The 14,306-nt window shown below is 69.9% G+C and carries 13 protein-coding genes; 1 reads left to right on the top strand and 12 read right to left on the bottom strand.

Translation table 11 applies throughout. The annotated features are described in order from the left end of the window. Position 1: 1 nt before the first annotated feature. The 10 genes from nuoK to NNJEOMEG_RS01345 all read right to left on the bottom strand — a co-directional run bounded on the left by nuoK (position 2) and on the right by NNJEOMEG_RS01345 (position 11,156). Positions 2-310 (bottom strand): NADH-quinone oxidoreductase subunit NuoK, encoded by a 309-nt coding sequence (gene nuoK, locus NNJEOMEG_RS01390; RefSeq protein ID WP_173080549.1) that lies wholly within the window; start codon positions 308-310, stop codon positions 2-4. Then, positions 307-828, bottom strand: a complete 522-nt coding sequence (locus NNJEOMEG_RS01385) for an NADH-quinone oxidoreductase subunit J family protein (RefSeq protein WP_173080547.1) — start codon at positions 826-828, stop codon at positions 307-309. Before NNJEOMEG_RS01385 ends, nuoK begins: the two co-directional genes overlap by 4 nt. A 37-nt stretch (positions 829-865) precedes the next feature. Further along, the gene (gene nuoI, locus NNJEOMEG_RS01380; RefSeq protein ID WP_173080545.1) at positions 866-1,420 is read right to left on the bottom strand and encodes an NADH-quinone oxidoreductase subunit NuoI; all 555 of its coding nucleotides are present in this window, start codon (positions 1,418-1,420) and stop codon (positions 866-868) included. Positions 1,421-1,423: 3 nt separating this feature from the next. Next, positions 1,424-2,416, bottom strand: coding sequence for an NADH-quinone oxidoreductase subunit NuoH (gene nuoH / locus NNJEOMEG_RS01375; protein ID WP_173080543.1), 993 nt, complete (start codon positions 2,414-2,416; stop codon positions 1,424-1,426). Then, a complete protein-coding gene (nuoG, locus tag NNJEOMEG_RS01370; RefSeq protein WP_173080541.1) occupies positions 2,413-4,890 on the bottom strand; it encodes an NADH-quinone oxidoreductase subunit NuoG in 2,478 nt (825 codons plus the stop codon). Before nuoG ends, nuoH begins: the two co-directional genes overlap by 4 nt. Further along, positions 4,878-6,269, bottom strand: coding sequence for a complex I 51 kDa subunit family protein (locus tag NNJEOMEG_RS01365; RefSeq protein WP_173080540.1), 1,392 nt, complete (start codon positions 6,267-6,269; stop codon positions 4,878-4,880). Before NNJEOMEG_RS01365 ends, nuoG begins: the two co-directional genes overlap by 13 nt. Before the next feature lie 3 nt (positions 6,270-6,272). Next, the gene (gene nuoE / locus NNJEOMEG_RS01360) at positions 6,273-6,767 is read right to left on the bottom strand and encodes an NADH-quinone oxidoreductase subunit NuoE (RefSeq protein WP_173080539.1); all 495 of its coding nucleotides are present in this window, start codon (positions 6,765-6,767) and stop codon (positions 6,273-6,275) included. 16 nt (positions 6,768-6,783) lie between these two features. Beyond that, positions 6,784-9,171, bottom strand: a complete 2,388-nt coding sequence (locus NNJEOMEG_RS01355; RefSeq protein WP_173080538.1) for an NADH-quinone oxidoreductase subunit B/C/D — start codon at positions 9,169-9,171, stop codon at positions 6,784-6,786. Next, a complete protein-coding gene (locus NNJEOMEG_RS01350) occupies positions 9,147-9,572 on the bottom strand; it encodes an NADH-quinone oxidoreductase subunit A (RefSeq protein WP_235956787.1) in 426 nt (141 codons plus the stop codon). The genes NNJEOMEG_RS01355 and NNJEOMEG_RS01350 overlap by 25 nt, the downstream gene beginning before the upstream one ends. Positions 9,573-9,752: 180 nt before the next feature. Next, positions 9,753-11,156, bottom strand: a complete 1,404-nt coding sequence (locus tag NNJEOMEG_RS01345) for a lipopolysaccharide biosynthesis protein (RefSeq protein WP_173080537.1) — start codon at positions 11,154-11,156, stop codon at positions 9,753-9,755. Between the two features lie 77 nt (positions 11,157-11,233). Between NNJEOMEG_RS01345 and NNJEOMEG_RS01340 the strand changes: the two genes are divergently transcribed. Continuing rightward, positions 11,234-12,307, top strand: a complete 1,074-nt coding sequence (locus NNJEOMEG_RS01340) for a glycosyltransferase family 4 protein (protein ID WP_173080536.1) — start codon at positions 11,234-11,236, stop codon at positions 12,305-12,307. A 170-nt stretch (positions 12,308-12,477) separates the two neighbouring features. On the opposite strand, the gene NNJEOMEG_RS01335 is transcribed toward NNJEOMEG_RS01340, so the two are convergent. Continuing rightward, positions 12,478-12,930, bottom strand: coding sequence for a YaiI/YqxD family protein (locus NNJEOMEG_RS01335; protein WP_173080535.1), 453 nt, complete (start codon positions 12,928-12,930; stop codon positions 12,478-12,480). A gap of 108 nt (positions 12,931-13,038) precedes the next feature. Further along, a complete protein-coding gene (locus NNJEOMEG_RS01330) occupies positions 13,039-14,244 on the bottom strand; it encodes a glycosyltransferase family 4 protein (protein ID WP_173080533.1) in 1,206 nt (401 codons plus the stop codon). Positions 14,245-14,306: the final 62 nt, after the last annotated feature.

Below are 14,306 nucleotides of genomic sequence, written 5' to 3'. Positions count from 1 at the left end.
CTCACCCCCTCATGGTGTCGAAGCGGGAGGAATCAAGCGTCCCCGCCCGCTTGCGAACGTGGACGAACAGGGCCAGACCCACGGCCGCCTCGGCCGCAGTGAGCGCCATGAGCACCAGGGCGAAAGCCTGCCCGCCCAGGGCCTGCCACTTGAGCGACGCGCCCACCAGGGCGATGGTGCAGGCGTTGAGCATCACCTCCACGCCCAGGAGGATCAGGATCAGGTTGCGCCGCGCCAGGGCGCAGAACGCGCCCATGGCGAAGAGGATCAGGGCCAGGGCCAGCACGTGTTCCATGGGGGCGGTGGTCATGGCCTGTCCTCCCCGGCCTTCGCGGGCCTGAAGTCCTTCACCAGGAAGCAGGCCCCGGCCAGGGCCACGAAGAAGAGCACCGAAATGCCCTCCACGGCGGGCCAGTAGTGTTCGTAGACGAACGTGCCCAGTTCCCGGGCCGAGGCCTTGGCCATGGCCAGGGGCGAGGCCGCCTCCGGGGCGTCGCTCAGGAGCAGAAGCCCGCACACCGCCACGGCCAGGGCCAGGATCGCGGGCACGCCCCAGCGGAAGGGCGAGGCCGGGCGGGGTTTGGAGAGCTCCGAGCCCAGGAGCATGATCACGAAGAGGAAAAGCACCATCACGGCCCCGGCCGGGACCATGATCTGGAGCACCGCCACCAGGGGCGCGCCCAAAAGGGCGAAGAGCACCGCCGTGGCGAAGAAGGAGACCACCAGGTAGACCACGGCGTGCACGGGCTCGCGCCGGGTCACGGCCAGGGCCGTGGAGACGGCGATCACGGCGGCCAGGGGGTAGAAGAGAAACTGGGTGAGGCTCATGGACGCGCTCCGGCCAGGGGGTTGCGGTTGCCTGGGCTCACGGGAAGTTGCTCCTGGGGTTCACGGGGGGCTCCTCGTCGGGGTGCGTGCCGGGGTCGCGGCCCACGGCCACGCCGGCATGGCGGTAGAAGTCGTAGTCGGGGTCTCGTCCGCCGTGGTCCACCAGGAGGTCCGCTTTTTCATGGACCAGCTTGAGCGGGTCGTCGGTGGACATCTCGAAGTCCGGCGTGAGCTGGATGGCCAGGGTGGGGCAGGCCTCCTCGCACATCCCGCAGAAGATGCAGCGCCCGAAGTTGATGCGGAACCACGCCGCCTGGCGGCGTCCGTCGGCGCGCACCTCGGACTGCATGGAGATGCAGCTCACGGGGCACACGGCCGAGCAGAGCTGGCAGGCCACGCAGCGCTCCTCGCCGTCCGGGCTGCGGGTGAGCACGATGCGGCCCTTGGCCCGTTCGGGCAGGGGGCGTTTGTAGTCGGGGTATTCCTCGGTGATGGTTCCCTGGAAGAGATGGGAGGCCGTCACGGCGAAGGGGCGCAGGATGCCCGCCGTGCCTTTGAAGGCCTTGCCCAGGAGGGAGTCGTTGGAGCCCATGGGTCAACCTCTCAGGAGCATGATCGCCCCGGTGGCCACGATGTTCAGAAGCGCCAGGGGGGCCAGCCACACCCAGCACAGGCGCATGAGCTGGTCCGGCCGAAGCCTCGGCAGCGTGGCGCGGATCCAGATGAGCAGCACGGGCATCACGGCCGTCTTGAGGAGCATCCAGGCCATGGGCGGCAGCCACGGCCCGTGCCAGCCGCCCAGGAAGAACACGGCGGCCAGCGCGCCCAGGAAGATCATGTTCACGTATTCGCCCAGGAAGAACAGGGCGAAGCGCATGCCGGAGTATTCCATGTGGAATCCGGCCTGGAGTTCGTTTTCTGCCTCGGCCAGGTCGAAGGGCACGCGCTTGATTTCCGCCAGGGCTGAAATGAAGAAGAGCGCGAAGGCGGCGGGCTGCAGCACGATGAAGGGCAGGTCGGCCTGGGCGGCCACGATGCCCGTGAGGCTCATGGTTCCGGCCAGCATCACGATGGGCACCAGGGAGAGGCCCAGGGGCAGTTCGTAGCTGATCATCTGGCCGATGCCGCGCACCGCGCCCAGGAGGCTGTATTTGCTGTTGGAGGCCCAGCCGCCCAGGGCCAGGGCGTAGACGCCCACCGAGGAGAGCGACAGGGCGAAGAGCAGGCCCACGTCCAGGTCGGCCAGCACCAGCGGGACCTTCTGGCCCATGAAGGTCAGGTCCGACCCGAAGGGCACCACCGCGAAGGCCAGGATGGCCGCCAGGGGCAGCAGGCCCGGCACCACCAGGAAGAGGAAGCGGTCCGCGCCCTGGGGCACGAGGTCTTCCTTCAGGAGGGCCTTCACGCCGTCGGCCAGGGGCTGGAGCAGGCCGAAGGGGCCAACCCGGTTGGGGCCGAAGCGCTGCTGGAGCCTCCCCAGGAGCTTGCGCTCCACGAGCACCAGGTAGGCCGCGCCCGCGAGCACCAGGGCCAGCAGCACCACCATCTTGGCCAGGAGCACGGCCCATCCCGCGAGGACAAGGGTCATGACGCCTCCTCCCCGGAGCCCTCGCCCCGTTTTTCGAGGTGGGAAAGCTCCACGATGTACCCCCGGGCCACGGCGGACTGCCAGCCGGAGTCGGGCCTGCGCGGCACCACCACCGTGGAGCGGGCCATGTTGGCGGCCATGCGTACGAAGCAGTGGGCGTCGCCGATGGCGCAGGCCAGGTGGACCTGCTCGTCCTGGCGCAGCTCGATGGTGGCGGCGTCCTCCTCGTGGAGCACCACCTGCGGGTGCGGGGCCAGGGCCTTGAGGATGGACCCGTAGCTGGAAAGCTCTTCCGTGCCGAAGGCCTGCTCCGTGATGAGCAGGTCGACGGCCAGGTTCTCCGGCACGGGCGAGGGCCTGGCCGCGAGCCCGATGCCGGGCGGGGAGCAGAGGAAGCCCGGCTCGTCCGGGAGGCGGCCCTCCAGGCAGGGCAGGGCCGAGGCCATGAGGCTCCAGGCGTCCGATGCGGCGGGAGCCGGGTCCAGCCCCAGGGCATCCATCAGGCGCAGGGCCAGGTCGGGGGCTGCCAGGGGGGCCGATCCCGGGGCCTGGAGGGCGAAGTCGTGGGAGGGATGGCCGCGCTCCAGCGACTGGGCCAGGGGCGTGCCGCAGGCGTGGGCCGGGTACGCCCGCTGGATGCGGCCCTCCTGGTTGGCGTAGTGCCCGCCCGCCTCGAAGACGGTGCGGGTGGGGAGAAAGACGTGGGCGCGAGCCATGGTGCGCGAGGGCAGGCAGTCCGCGGCCACCAGCAGTTCCAGGCGGGAGAGGGCGTCGAAGGCGCGCGAGCTGGCGGCGAAGCGTCCCACCGGGTCGGCCTCCAGGCAGACCAGGGCCTTGACGCGCCCGGACTCGATGCCTTCCAGCACGTCGTCGAAGCTTGTCTCCTCGTTGGTGTTCATGAGCGCCGCGCCGAAGGCGTTGGCCCCGGCCAGCACCGGGAAGAACCCGGCCCGGCCCAGGCGTCGGCGCATCAGTTCGGCGGCGCCGGCCAGCAGGTCCGGGGTGGAGAGGCGCACGATGTCCGAGCCGCAGACCACCACCGGGAAGGCCGCGCGGCCCAGCTGATCGGCGAAGGCCTCCCAGCCGGGTGCTGCGTGGGCCTCGGGCATCTCGCCCGTGAAGGCCTCCAGGAAGGCGCGCTCCTCGTCGGCTGGGTCGGGGAAGGCGCGGCGCAGCACGGCCCCCAGGGCGGCTTCCATGTCGTGGCGTCGGGAGGGGATGTGCGTGAAGGGCAGGGGCAGCTCCACGGGCCGGGGGTCGATCACCGCCACGGCAGCGCCCTTGCGGGCCGCCTGGCGCAGGGAGAGCGCCAGCATGGGGGCCTCGGAGAGGGGGGCCGCGCCCACCACCAGCACGGCGTCGGCCCGGGCGATGTCCGCCAGGGAGACGCGCAGTTCCGGCGAGAGGCCGCGCACGGCCGAGAGCATGTTGCGCTTGCGGTGGCTGCCCGTGGTGAACTCCGGGGCGGGCCATCCGGCCCGGGCCGCCAGGAGCTTGAGGGCGGCCTGGCTCTCCAGGCTCTGGCGCGAGGAGCCCAGGGCCGCCACCGCGCCCGGTCCGTGGGCCGCCGTGACGGCCTGCAGGCGGCGCGCGGCCTCGTCCAGGGCCTGGTCCATGGGGGCGGGAGCGCCGTCCACCAGGGCCTGGCGGGGCCGCTGGGGCAGGCTTGCGTATTCGTAGCCGTGGCGTCCCCGGTCGCAGATGAAGTGGCCGTTCACTTCGGGGTTGTAGCGGGCCTCGATGCGCACCACGCGGCGGTAGCGGGCGTCCACCTCCACGGAGCAGCCCAGGCTGCAGTGCAGGCACACGCCCGGGGCGCGCTCCAGGTCCCAGTGGCGGGCCTGATGGCGCGAGGGCTTGTCGGTGAAGACGCCGGTGGGGCAGATTTCGGTCAGGTTGCCCGCGAAGACGCTCACGAGCGCGCCTTCCTGGTAGCGGCCGTAGCTCACGCCGCCGGCGATGCGCCGCGCCCCGAAGTCGCGGCCGCCCGCGAACTCCTGGTAGTAGCGCACGCAGCGGTAGCAGTGGATGCAGCGGTTCATCTCCTGGGCCACCAGGGGGCCCAGGTCCTGGTTGCGGTAGGTGCGCTTCCTGCCCTGGAAGGCGCGCAGGGAATGGCCGCAGGAGATGGTGGTGTCCTGGAGCAGGCAGTGGCCGCCCTCGTCGCAGACCGGGCAGTCGTGCGGGTGGTGGAGCATGAGCAGCTTGGCGATGTGCTCACGGTACTCCAGCACTTCGGGGTGTCCGGTGTCCACCACCATCTTGTCCTGGGCCTTGACCATGCAGCTCATGCGCAGACCCTTCACGGGTCCGTCGGCGAACATCACGGCGCACATACGGCAGGAGCCCACGCCGCCCAGGGCCGGATGGTAGCAGAAGCGCGGGATCATGACGCCCAGGCGCTCGGCCGCGTCGATGACCAGCGTCCCCGTCGGGACGCTCACCTTGAGTCCGTCGATGATCAGATCGGGCATGAGACGATCCGCCTGGGTTTGGGTCTGGGGCGCGCGCCGGGGCAGGCCCCCTCGGGCTCGCCGGGCCAGGTGAACACCCGCTGGGGTTCGCCCCGCCAGGGCAGGGCGGGCTGGGCGCTGAAGGGACAGCCCTTGCCGTCCAGGTGGGCCTCCACCTCGTCCATGAAGTGTTCCAGGAGCGCCAGCACGGGTTCGGCCGCGCCGGGCGCGAAGGCGCAGTTGGCGTGGTCCATGAAGGCCACGGTGCGGCCCAGTTCGGCCACGTCCTCGCGGGTGGCGGAGCCCTCCTCGATGCGTCCCAGCAGGTCCAGCACCAGGGGCAGGCCGTCGCGGCAGGGGGTGCACCAGCCGCAGGATTCGCGTGCGAAGTAGTGCATCATGTTGAGCGTGGCGGCCACCAGGCAGGTGTCCTGGTCGAAGACGATGACCGCGCCTGTGCCCAGGCGGTAGCCCTGTTCGCGCATGGACTGGAAGTCCATGGGCATGTCCAGCAGGCGCTCGGGGATGAACTTGGTGGAGGTGCCGCCGGGCAGGGCCGCCTTGAAGCGCTTGCCCGGGAGCATGCCGTCGGCGTGGGTGAAGATGATCTCGCGCAGGGTGACGCCCGAGGGCAGCTCGAAGCAGCCGGGGTTGGCCACCATGCCGGAGACGGGGAAGAGCTTGGTGCCGTCTCCGCCCGGGGTGAGCGCCAGGCCCTTGAACCACGCGGCCCCGTTGCGCACGATGCCCGGCACGTGGGCCAGGGTCTCCACGTTGTTCACCACGGTGGGCTTGTTCCACAGGCCGCGCACGGCGGAGCGGTACCCCGTCTCGATGGGGTTGGGCCGCACGCCCATGACGGCGCGCTGTTGCGCCCCGGACTCGCCGCAGATGTAGCGGCCGGCGGAGCGGTGCACGATGATGTCGAAGGAGAAGTCCGTGCCCAGGATGTTGCGGCCCAGGAAGTTGGCCTCCCTGGCCCGCTCGATCTCCAGGGTGAGCAGTTCCGCCTCCAGCTCGTAGGAGGGGCGGATGAAGATGATGCCTTTGGAGGCTCCGATGGCGTAAGCCCCCAGGGCCATGCCTTCGAGGAGCAGGTGGGGGTCGGCGTTGATGATCAGGCGGTCCTTGAATGTTCCGGGCTCCATCTCGTCGGCGTTGCACTGCATGTAGCGCGGGTGCTCGCCGTCAGGGGGCACGCCGCCCCATTTGCGCCCGGCGGGGAAGCCCGCGCCGCCCCGGCCGCGCAGGCCGGAGTCGAGCACTTCCTGGATCACCTGGGCCGGGGCCATGGAGGCGAGCGCCTTCTTCAGGCCCTCGTAGCCGCCGTCGGCCACGTAGTCTTCCAGGGAGGCGTGGCGTCTGCCGCGACGGTGCTTGAACAGGACCGGTTCAGCCATGGTTCACCTGCACACCACGATCTCTTCGCCGTGTTCGCGCAGCCGGGCGAGGATCTCGTCGATTTTCTCGTTGGTCAGCCTGCCGTAGTACTTGCCGTTGACCAGCATGCCCGGGGCGTTCTGGCAGTCTCCGATGCAGGCCGTGGGCAGGATGGTGAACATGCCGTCGGGGGTGGTGCCGCCCACCTCGATGCCCAGCACGTCCTGGAGGTGGCGGAACACGCCGTCCACGCGGTGCATCCAGCAGACCACGCCGTCGCAGACGTGGATCACGTAGCGGCCCACGGGTTCTCGGTAGAGGAAGTCGTAGAAGGTGGCCAGCTCCTCCACTTCGGCGGGGGTCATGTCCAGGCGTCGTCCGGCCTCTTCCAGGGCCTCGTCGCAGAGGTAGCCGTAGTGGTTCTGCAGGGCGTAGAGCACGTCCACGGCGGCCTCGCGCAGGTGGTCGGCGTGGTGGACGAAGCCGTCCAGGGTTTTTTCCAGCTCGTCGGGCAGCATGCGTGGGCTCGCTCCTTCAGCGGTCGATGTCCGGCAGGATGTAGTCCAGGGAGGCCAGGGTGGCCACCAGGTCCGGGATGGTGTGGCCGGGCGTGAAGAAACGCGCGGCCTGGACGTTGGCGTAGCCCGGCGAGCGGATGTGCAGGCGGTAGGGCGTGGTGAGCCCGTCGGAAACCACGTAGTAGCCCTGCTCGCCGCGCGGGGCCTCCGTTGCGTGGTAGCACTCGCCGCGCGGCATGGTCGGCCCGCGCGAGACGTTGACGAAATGGTGGATCACGCTCTCGATGTCCTTGAGGCTGCGCGCCTTGTCGGGCAGGCAGTAGCGGGAGTCGGGGCTGGCCACGGGTCCGGGGGGCATGTCGGCCGCGATCTGCTCGATGATGCGCAGGCTCTGGCGCATCTCTTCCATGCGCACCAGGTAGCGGTCGTGGCAGTCTCCGGTGGTTCCTGTCGGCACGTCGAAGTTGAGCGATGGGTAGGGGCCGTAGGGCATCTTCTTGCGCAGGTCCCAGTCCACGCCGCAGGCGCGCAGGTTGGGGCCGGAGATGCCCCAGTCCATGGCCTGCTCGCGGGTGACGGCCGTTACGCCCTTGGTGCGCGCCTCGAAGATGGGGTTGTCCTTGAAGAGGGCCTCGTAGGTCTTGATGCGCGCCGGGAAGACCTTGATGAAGCGGTCCACCATGTCCTTCCAGCCTGCGGGCAGGTCCTGGGCCACGCCGCCCAGGCGCAGCCAGGAGGGGTGCAGCCGCCCGCCGGTGATGGTCTCGATGATGTCGAGCACCATCTCGCGCTCGCGGAAGCTGTAGAAGATGGCGGACATCTGCCCCAGGTCCTGCACCAGGGTGCCGTAGAAGAGCAGGTGGTTGGAGAGCCGGAAGAACTCGCAGAGCATCACCCGGATGGCCCAGGCCCGGTCCGTGACCCGGATGCCCGCCAGCTGCTCCACGGCCATCACGTAGGAGAGGTTGTTGGCCACGCCGGAGAGATAGTCCACGCGGTCGGTGTAGGGGATGAACTGATGCCAGTGCTGGTGCTCGGCGATCTTCTCCACTCCCCGGTGGTGGTAGCCGATCTCGATGTCCATGGCGTTGATGGTCTCGCCGTGCAGGGCCAGCACGTAGCGCATCACGCCGTGGGTGCCGTAGTGGTGGGGGCCGAAGTTGAGGAGCATCTCCTCGTCGTCCAGAGGCCTGCCCAGAAGCTCCAGGGCGTCCACGGGCTCCAGGGCCGGGAGATCCTCCCGGGTGAAGGGCTTCATGAGCGTGGCCCGGCGCGGGTGCCCCTTGAGCAGCGGATGCCCCGGCCAGTTGGGCGGCGCGATGAGCGGGCGCAGGCGCTTGTGCCCGGCGAAGCCGACGCCGAACATGTCGTGGACCTCGCGCTCGTACCAGTCGGCGCTTTCCCAGAGGTCGGTCACGCTGTCGGGGGCCGGGCCGTCCTTTGCCAGGGGGACCTTCAGGCGCAGCCTCGCGGCCTCGCGGAAGTTGAGCAGGGTGTACACCAGGTGGAAATCGGGGCGGCCTTCCCTGGACTGCCGGGCCGATTCGTCCACGGCGGTCACGTCTTCCAGGCGGCGGTAGGGCGAGCGGGGGCGTGTTTTGAGGAAGGCCAGCACGTCGTGGGCCTTCTCGCGGGGCACGCTCAGGGTGAGCATGTCCGAGACGGGTTCCTGCTGCTCGATGCCGGGGCCGAAGCGCTCGGCCAGGGTCTCGGCCAGGGTCCTGTCGCGCTGGGTCACCTCGATGCGCGCGGCGGGGGGCGTCCACATCAGGCGGGAGCGGTTGCCCTCGAAGTGCGGGGGCGCGGCGGCCGTGCCGCGCGCCAGGGACCCCGCGAAGCCGGGGCCGCGCGTGTCCATGCTTTTGGAAACGCCGTCCACGAGGTGCTCGGTGCGTCCGCCCTGGACGCCTCCCGGCAGGCCCAGCAGCGGGCGCAGGGGGCGCTCGCGCTTCACGCGCTCCTGCAGGGCCATGAGCCCGTGCAGCAGGGCCTCGGGCCTGGGCGGGCAGCCGGGCACGTAGATGTCCACGGGCAGGATCTGGTCCACGCCCTGCACCACGGAGTAGACGTCGTACATGCCGCCCGTGTTGGAGCACGAGCCCATGGAGATCACCCATTTGGGACCGGCCATCTGCTCGTAGAGGCGCAGCACCGCGGGGGCCACCTTCTTGAAGATGGTGCCCGAGACGATGAGCACGTCCGACTGCCTGGGCGAACCCCGGAACACCTCGGAGCCGAAGCGGGCGATGTCGTAGCGGGAGGTGAAGGCCGTGGCCTCCTCCACGAAGCAGCAGGAGAGCCCGAAGAAGAAGGGCCAGAGGCTGTTGGCGCGGCACCAGTCCACGGCCAGGTCCACGGCGTTCGGCTGCGGCGGACGCATCATCTCTTCACCGGCGCGCCCCATTGGAGCCCTCCCTTCTGCCAGAGGTACCAGAGGCTCCCCAGGAGCACCCCGATGAACACGCAGATGCCCGCGAAGCTCGCGGGCGTGAGCTTCTCGAAGGAGACGGCCCAGGCGTAGAGGAAGGCCGTTTCCACGTCGAACACCAGGAAGGCCATGGCCACCAGGGCAAACGGCGCGGGGTAGCGGAAGCCGTGCCCGGCCGTGGGGATCACGCCGCATTCGTAGGGCCGGTCCTTCTCGGGGGAGGTCCGGGCCGGGTTGACGTAGCGCGTGAGGAGCAAAAGCACGACCACCACGGCCCCCACCAGCAGGGCGAAGACCGTGAGCGCCATGCCGCCGGGCTCCCAGGGGGACATGGCGGTAGTTGTTGCTGCACCGGATGCGGCGTCGATTGGCGTCATGGGCGGATTCCTTGATGGTTCACGGGCTTGCCGGGCGCAGAGGCTTCGGAAAGCGAGGATGTCCCCTTTCTAGACCAAAGAGGGCACAACGGTAAAGAAAAGAATAAATTGTGCCGGTTCGCACAAAGTGGGCTCCCTTGGGCCGGAGGCGCAACCCCGGGGAGCGTCGTGGGAAGGGGCTCAGGAGGCCTTGCGCGGCCGCCAGCGCCAGAGGAGCCAGAGCAGCGGCATCAGGGCCGCCGCCTCGGCCGCCTCGCGCGGGGCGATGCGGGAAAGGCCCGCCCAGGCCAGCAGGGCCAGGCCCGAACAGGCGAGGATCGAGAGGATTTCCGGGAGTTTGAAGAATCCCACGCGGCGCTGGCAGTAGCCCACCGTGCACGCCGCCACCAGGGCCTTGACCCCAACGATGGAGAGCGCCGCCCCGACCAGAGGCGCGGAGGGGATGAGCGCCCAGCACAGTGCGATACCCGAGGCGAGGCCCCCCGTGTAGACCGCCAGGAGCAGGCGCTCCCGCCCGAAGGCCAGCATCATGTAGGCGGCCAGGTTGTGCAGGAAGGCGATGAGGATGGAGGGCACGAGCCACGCCGCCACCCAGGCGTGGGGGGCGTAGGCCTGGCCGAACACCAGGGGCAGGATGCGGTCGCACTCCATGGCCAGGAAGGCCATCACGGGCAGGCTCGCGGCCGTGAGCGTGCGGGCGCTGCCCCGGGCCAGGGAGGCGAAGCCCTCGCGGTCGGTGCGCCAGAGCTTCACGAGCAGGGGGTAGATCACACCCGAGAGCAGGAGGGACGCCGCCAGGTTGGACACGCCGTCCACCAACTCCCAGGCCACTCCGTAGGCGCCCACGGCCTCGGAGCCGCCGAAGCGCTGCAGGAAGAAGACGTTGGCCTTGTTGTAGCCGATGGCCGCCAGGGCCATGCCCACGAACACCAGGCCGCCCACGGCCGTGCGCCAGGCCCGGGCCACGCCGCGCCGACCCAGGGCGAGGCCCTTCACGTCCTCCATGCGCAGGCACAGGGCGGCCGAGCCGCACAGGCTGGCCACGTTCTCCACCACCTTGAACAGGCCGAAGCTCCACACGGGCCACTCCAGGAAGAGGGCCGTCAGGGCGTAGCCGTAGCCCAGGGCCGCCGAGGCCGAGCGCACGTAGCCCTCCAGGTCCTGGCGGTGGTTCACGCGAAGCGCCACGTAGAACGAGCCCGCCAGGGGCTCCAGCCCGCACCCGGCGCAGATGCCCAGGGACATCCAGAGCAGCCCCCCCGTGTAGCCCTGGAGCAGGCAGAACAGCCCCACGCCAAGCATCCCGGCCACGTAGAGCCCCATCTTGATGAGCCCGTACTGGGCCAGCACCTGCCCCTTGTCGCCCCACTGGCGCGAGAGGGCCACCACCATGGGCTGGTTGAGCCCGAATTCGCCAAGAAAGAGGATGAACTGAGCCAGGGAGAAGGCCAGCACGAACTCGCCGTACGTGCCGGCCCCGGCCCGGGCCAGGACCACGATGAGCAGGGTGTGCAGGCCGTCGCGCACCCACTGGGCCGTGGCCAGGTGCAGGAACTTGCGCAGGATGGTGTGCTGGGCGCTCATGAAGGATTTCCCTTGGCGGGCCGGAGAGAAATGGCGTAGAGAGTTCCGGCCGGACCGCGCCGTCATTTCACACAACCATGCATCCGATCAAGACCGTCCTCCTGCTGCAGGACCTCCACCTGGGAGGCACCCAGCGCCACGCCGTGGAGCTGGCCAAACGGCTGGACCCCGCGCGCTTCGACACGGAGATCTGGACGCTCTTCTCAGGCGGCGGCTTCGCGGAGGAGGCCCGTACGGCGGGGCTCACGGTGCGCGCCCTTTCGCCGGGCAAGGCCGTGACGCCGCGCTCCCTGTGGGGGCTGTGGCGCGCCCTGCGCCTGCACCGGCCCCAGGCGCTTCTGGCCCTCACGGTAACGCCCAACATCTGGGGCCGGGTCTTCGGCGCCCTGGAGCGCGTCCCGGCGGTGATCGCCAACTGCCGCGGCAGCGATGACTTCCACCGCCAGCACGAGTTCCTGCTCAAGCATCTGGCGCACCGCCACATTTGCAACGCCCACGCCCTCAAGCGCACCCTGACGCAGCGCTACGACCTTCCCGGAGACCGTGTGGACGTGATCCCCACCGGCGTGGACACGGCCCGTTTCGTCCCCAGGCCCGGGGAGCGCGAGCCCGGCCCCGTGCTCCTTTGCCTGGCGCGCCTGAGCCCTGTGAAGGACCACGAGACCCTGGTGCGGGCCTTCGAGCTGGTCCACCGGGAACGCCCCGAGGTCAAGCTGCGCATGGTGGGGAACGGAGAGCTGCGCGAGCGCCTGGCGGCGCGCATGGAGTCGAGCCCCGCCAGGGAGCGCATGGAGCTGCTGCCCGGCACGCCCGATCCGACAGGGCACTTCTCCCGGGCCTCCGCGGCCGTGCTTTCATCGGTCGCCGAAGGCATGCCCAACGTGCTCCTGGAGGCCATGTCCATGGGTCTGCCCTGCGTGGGCACGGACACCGGGGGCGTCGGTGAGGTGATCCGCCACGGGCGGACGGGCTTCGTGGTCCCGCAACGGAACCCGGAGGCCCTGGCGCGCGCACTCCTGCAGGTCCTGGCGGACGAGGGGCTCAGGGAACGCTTCGGAGCGGCCGGGCGCGAGACGGCCCTGGCCGAGCACAGCCTTGAGAGCGTGGCCGAGCGCCATGCAGAGGCCGTCGAACGCGCGCTGGCGCGTTGAGGTCCGCCCGGGGCTTTTTGCGGGCCATCCCCCCGCAGGCTGCACATCCTGGCGTGTCCTGGCAGTCCTGAGCTTCAGGGACCCTCTCTTCAACCACCCGAGCGCGTCATCCCCCGGCGTTTCTGGTCAGGCGGCCTGCGCCGCGCGCCGGGGAAGCACGGCTGGGCGCGTCATTCCCTGGCGTGTCTGGTCAGGAAGATGTCCAGCTGGTTGGCGAAGGCCTCGCGGTCGCGGTTGCCCAGGGGTGGCGGACCGCCGGTGGCCACGCCGCAGTCGCGCAGTTCGCTGAGCAGGTTGCGCATGGTCAGGCGGCTCTGGATGGTGTCCTTGGTGTAGAGCTCGCCTCTCGGGTTCAGGGCGTGGGCGTCCTTGGCGATCACCTGGGCCGCCAGGGGGATGTCCGCCGTGACCACCAGGTCGCCCGGGGCGACGCGCTCCACGATGGCCGCGTCCACCACGTCGAAGCCCTGGCCCACGCGGATGGCCGAGATGTAACTGGAATCGGGCGTGCGCAGAAACTTGTTGGCCACCAGGGTCAGGGGGATGCGCAGGCGCACGGCCGCGCGAAAGAGGATCTCCTTGATGGCGTTGGGCAGCGCGTCGGCGTCGGCGTAGATGTGCATGGGGTTCCCCGTGGGCGTACGCGGCGTGGAGCGGCGCGGGAATGTCCCCGCGAGGGGGGCATGGGCTCGTCCGCCGGGTCTGCGTTCGGTCCGGGGCGCGGCCCCGGGTCACTGCGTGATGAGGTCGTGGAAGGAGCGGGCGTTGCGCGCGGTGTCGTAGAAATCCAGCACGCGGGCCTTGCCGTTCTCGGCCATGCGCACGGCTTCGTCGCGGTCGGCGGCCAGCTTGAGGATGGCTTCGGCCATGGCCTTGGGATTCTTCTGCTGGATGAGGATGCCGGTCTCGCCGGTCTCGATCACCTCGCGGATGCCGCCCACGTCGGTGGCCACCACGGGCACGCGGCTCACCAGGGCCTCCATGATCACGGTGGGCAGGCCGTCGCGGTCGCCGGTTGCGGAGATCTTGCTGGGCATCACGAAGATGTCGTGGCGGCCGATGAGTTCCGGCACGTCGCGGTGCAGGATGAAGCCGGGGAACTCCACCTTGTCCTCGATGCCCAGGCGCTTGGCCTGGGCGCGCAGCTTGCCCTCGATGGCGCCCGACCCGGCCAGGGTGAGGCGGAAGTCCACGCCGCGCTCCCTGAGCAGGCCGCAGGCGTCCAGGAGCACGTCGAAGCCTTTGGTCTTGACGAAACGTCCGATGGCGAGCAGTCGAAAGGGCTCGCGCATGGGCAGCTCCGCCGGGGCGGGCACGTCCCAGGAGAGCATGTTGCGCACCAGGTGGACGCGGTCCTTCTTTTCCCAGGTGAACTGGCGCAGGTAGTCCACATTGAAGCCCGCGTCGGTGCGAACGAACTTGGCGTCGGCGATTTTTTCCTCCAGCGCGCCGTCGGGCGGGTAGATGTCGCCCGCGCGGCCGGTAAAGCTGAAGGGGATGCCTGTGAGCAGCGAGGCCGTCCAGGCGGCCGTGGCCGGGCCGTTGGCCCAGCCCGCGTGGATGTGCTCCACGCCTGCCTGGGTGAAGAGCCGCGCCAGGTGGCACCCGGCCAGGAAAGCCCAGGCGTTTTCGCCGGTCTGCTCCAGGTCGCGCCAGAAACGGACCAGCACTTTGCGGGCGGTCGCGCGCAAGAGGTCGGGCCGGTTCTTCCACCACCAGCGCACCGAGGCGAGGATGGACAGGATGGAGGCGCAGCCCAGCCGGTGCACGGGCGCGCACTTGGTCTCCATGTCCTTGCTGACGTTGCGGCGCAGACGCCCGTAGAGGGTGTAGACCGTCACGGGCATGCCCAGCTCGCGCAAGGCCGCCACCTCGCCGACCACGAAGGTTTCCGAGGGTTTGGGATACCAAAGGGTTACGTATGCTGTTCCGGACATATGGTTTCTGACTGCGCCTTCCGACCGTGGTTGCGGGGAGGCATTGGGTAGCATCCCGAAGC

It is taken from the genome of Fundidesulfovibrio magnetotacticus (assembly GCF_013019105.1).
Classification (GTDB): Bacteria; Desulfobacterota; Desulfovibrionia; order Desulfovibrionales; family Desulfovibrionaceae; genus Fundidesulfovibrio; species Fundidesulfovibrio magnetotacticus.
This window is presented reverse-complemented; position numbering and strand designations above follow the sequence as displayed.